Raw genomic sequence first — 3,155 nt, 5'->3', positions numbered from 1 at the left:
GGCCCCAGCCGCTCGTTGATGCGCGCCGGGAATTGGCGCTCGTTGAACAGCGTGCGCACGTCGGCAACGCCGAGATAGCGATCCTCGCCCCTGCCCTTGCCGATGATCTTCAGGAGGATCGGCCATTCGAACTTCATCAGCAGCGGGTAGTACCAGCGCGCGGCGCTGCCGGCGCGCTTGAGGTTGTCGCGCATGAAGATGTCGATTTCCGAGGCGTTGAGGCCCAGCTCGGAGCCGCCGTTCGGATCGGTGTAAGTCCGGCCGAAACTCGCGAGCCGCGCGATCTCGTCCTCGTTGACCTTGCCGTCGACTCCGAGGATGCGCGAGCCGGCACCGCGCTTGTCCAGCGGGCCGCCGCGCAGCGCATCGAGCTGCGCGCCCGAAAAGATGCTCTTGAGGATGTGACCCAGACCGTTGGCGATGAGCGCCACGCCGCGGACCTGAAGCCGGGCAGACGCCTTCTTCAGCCCGGTTTCGCCGGTCGCGTTCGCGATCGTCTCCGACAGCTTGCCGAGCGGGACAGTGCCGCCCTCGACAAAGCCCTCGCCGACGAGGCCGCGCAGGAATGGGCAGGGATTGTTCGGCGAGACCTGGATCGAGGGGTCGAACGGCGGTTTCGAAGCGGGGTCATGCATGGCCCAAAATCCTGAAAACAGCGAATCGTGAAATGAGGCGCCGATCAAGCGCGGAAAGTCCTAACAAACCGACAGCAGACTATACTACTTCAGCGTGTGGCGAAGTGTGGCCGAATTCACTGTCCTGTCAACAAGTGCAGGCGGGGTCTCGCCAAAGACCTAAGGGAACGGCTGCGGGGGGACCGTGGCCTGCCGGTCAGGACTCGGCGACGCGTTTGACGTCGCTCTGAACCAGGGTCAGCTTGCCGAGCGGCACGCCGGCCTTCAGCAGTCCCTCGCGATAGTGGGCGAGATCCTCGGGCCGCTTCCAGTGGAAGTTGCGCAAGTGACGATCGACATTGAGGGTCGGGTAATTGCCCATCAGCACGCCCGTCGCCTCGCTCGCCTCGGCGGTCCGGCCCAATTGTGCCAGGGCCGCGGCGCGGATCGCCAGCGCCTGCATGTGGTTGGGATTGATGTAAAGCTGCTCGCGCGCCCATGACAGGGTCGCGTCATATTGGCGCAACAGATAATGACTGAAGGCGTTCAGCGCCGCCCATTGGTAGCGCGGGTCGCTGTTGTCGCGCTGCGCGGCCATCGAGAACAGTTCGATCGCCTCGCGGTGCTCGCCGATGACGAAATGGCAGATGCCGAGCACGCCGCGCGCGCCCATGTCGTAGGGATTGAGCGCGACCGCGCGCTTGGCCGCGTCCATCGCCGCCTCGTAATGCCCTTCCATGGCGTGCGCCCAGGACAGGATCGAGAACGCAAAGGACGAGCGCGGGTCGAGCCGAACGCTGGTTTCGGCGAGGTTCATCGCCTCGGCCCACATCTCGCGCGTGCCCTTGACCCAGCCGAACTGGATGCTCTGGATCTGGATCGTGGCGAGATAGGCGTGCGCGATCGACAGCTTGGGATCGACCCTGATGGCTTCCCGGAACAGATCGACGGCGGCAGTCAGGTCCTCCTTGGTCTGCCGGTAGTAATGCGACAGCCCCTTGAGGAAGCGATCCCAGGCGGTGACGTCCGTCGAGAGCCGCGCGGGCGCCGAGGCTTCGGCGCGGACGATCTCGGTGGCGATGGCGGCGGACAAATTGGTCGTGATCTCGTCCTGCATCGCGAAGAAGTCGCCGATGTCGCGGTCGTAACGGCCGGTCCAGAGCTGCTCGCCGGTCTCCGGGGCGATCAGCTCGGCGGTGACGCGGATCTTGGCGCCGGCACGCCGCACCGAACCCTGGATCAAATAGGTGGCGTCGATCTCGCGCGCGATCAGGCGGGTGCTGGTGTTCCTGCCCTTGAAGGCGAAGGTCGAGTTGCGGCTCAGCACGCGATAGAAGGATTGCAGCGACAGTGCGTGGATGAGATCCTCGGTGAGGCCGTCGGAGAAATACTCGTCCTGGGCATCGCTGAGATTGGCGAACGGCAGCACGCCGACGATCGCGGTGCGGTACTGTTGCGAGAGGGCGGACGCCTCCCGGAGCTCGGGCGCGAGCGCCGGTGCACCCTCGGGTGTCCAGGTCCAGACCCCGATTGCATCCTTGATGTTCTTGAAGCGATGATTGCCGGCATCGACCAGCGGCACGCTGAGATGCTTGCTCGCCTCCTTGTAGGCCTTGGCCGAGATCGCAAAGCCGCCGGGGCTCGCGACCGACTCCAGGCGGACGGCGATGTTGACATCGTCACCGAATACCTCGTCCTCATCGGCGATGACGTCGCCCATGTGGATGCCGAGGCGGAACTGCATGGCGCGGTCGGCCGGCAGATGGTGGTTGCGCTCCGCCATCAGCGTCTGCATCGCGATCGCGGCCTCGGTGGCGCCGACGATCGAAGGGAACTCCAGCAGGAAGCCGTCGCCGGTGTTCTTCACGACGCGGCCGCCGTGATTGAGGATGATCGGGTGGATCGCGCTGCGATGGGCCTTGAAGGCGGCATGGGTGCCGGCCTCGTCGCTGCCCATCATGCGCGAATAGCCGGCGACATCGGCGCAGACGATGGCGGCCAGACGTCTTTCCATATCCCGGAAGCTCCAAGGGATCGAGAAGGGATCGAGAAGGGATCTGGGACTGGCCACGGCGTGGCAAGTCGACGCGAATCCCGCATTTCAAGAACCTCGCCTTTATAAAGCAGATGTGGCCGAGCGGAAGCATGATCCGCATTGCAAATTCGAGGTAAATCCTCCGCAATCCCGGCGGTGGACGGCGGCGGCCGAACCGACTAAGCGGAATTGCGACCGCCGGAACGGGCGGCAGGGGGCACATTTGCATGCTGGGCATTCACGAAATCGGGCTCTTCATCCTGTCGGGCGTACTGCTCAACATCACGCCGGGGCCTGATTCCGTCTACGTCATCGGTCGCAGCATGCAGATGGGCTGGCGGGGCGGCGCCGCGGCCGCATTCGGCATCAGTTGCGGCTGTTTCGTCCATGTCGCGGCCGCCGCGATCGGGCTTTCGGCCCTGCTGATGGCCTCGTCGACCGCCTTCTCGATCCTGAAGCTGGTCGGGGCGGCCTATCTCGTGTTCACCGGGCTTCAGATGCTGTGG

Annotated in this window: 2 protein-coding genes and 1 pseudogene; 1 reads left to right on the top strand and 2 read right to left on the bottom strand. The window is 64.9% G+C overall.

The window, feature by feature from the left end; translation table 11 throughout:
• Window positions 1-635, bottom strand: a pseudogene (locus IC66_RS0110470) (di-heme-cytochrome C peroxidase); the annotation flags it as partial.
• Between the two features lie 196 nt (window positions 636-831).
• Window positions 832-2,628, bottom strand: coding sequence for an adenylate/guanylate cyclase domain-containing protein (locus IC66_RS0110465; RefSeq protein WP_038947573.1), 1,797 nt, complete (start codon window positions 2,626-2,628; stop codon window positions 832-834).
• 248 nt (window positions 2,629-2,876) lie between these two features.
• Between IC66_RS0110465 and IC66_RS0110460 the strand changes: the two genes are divergently transcribed.
• A partial coding sequence (locus IC66_RS0110460; protein ID WP_038947576.1) for a LysE family translocator occupies window positions 2,877-3,155 on the top strand: 279 nt, incomplete at its 3' end.

The organism is Bradyrhizobium genomosp. III (assembly GCF_000261705.1).
Taxonomy (GTDB): domain Bacteria; phylum Pseudomonadota; class Alphaproteobacteria; order Rhizobiales; family Xanthobacteraceae; genus Bradyrhizobium; species Bradyrhizobium ottawaense.
This window is presented reverse-complemented; position numbering and strand designations above follow the sequence as displayed.

What these genes read in the sequence shown, in the direction of transcription:
- IC66_RS0110465 (WP_038947573.1), bottom strand. Translation starts at nt 2,628, where the DNA reads ATGGAAAGACGTCTGGCCGCCATCGTCTGCGCCGATGTCGCCGGCTAT.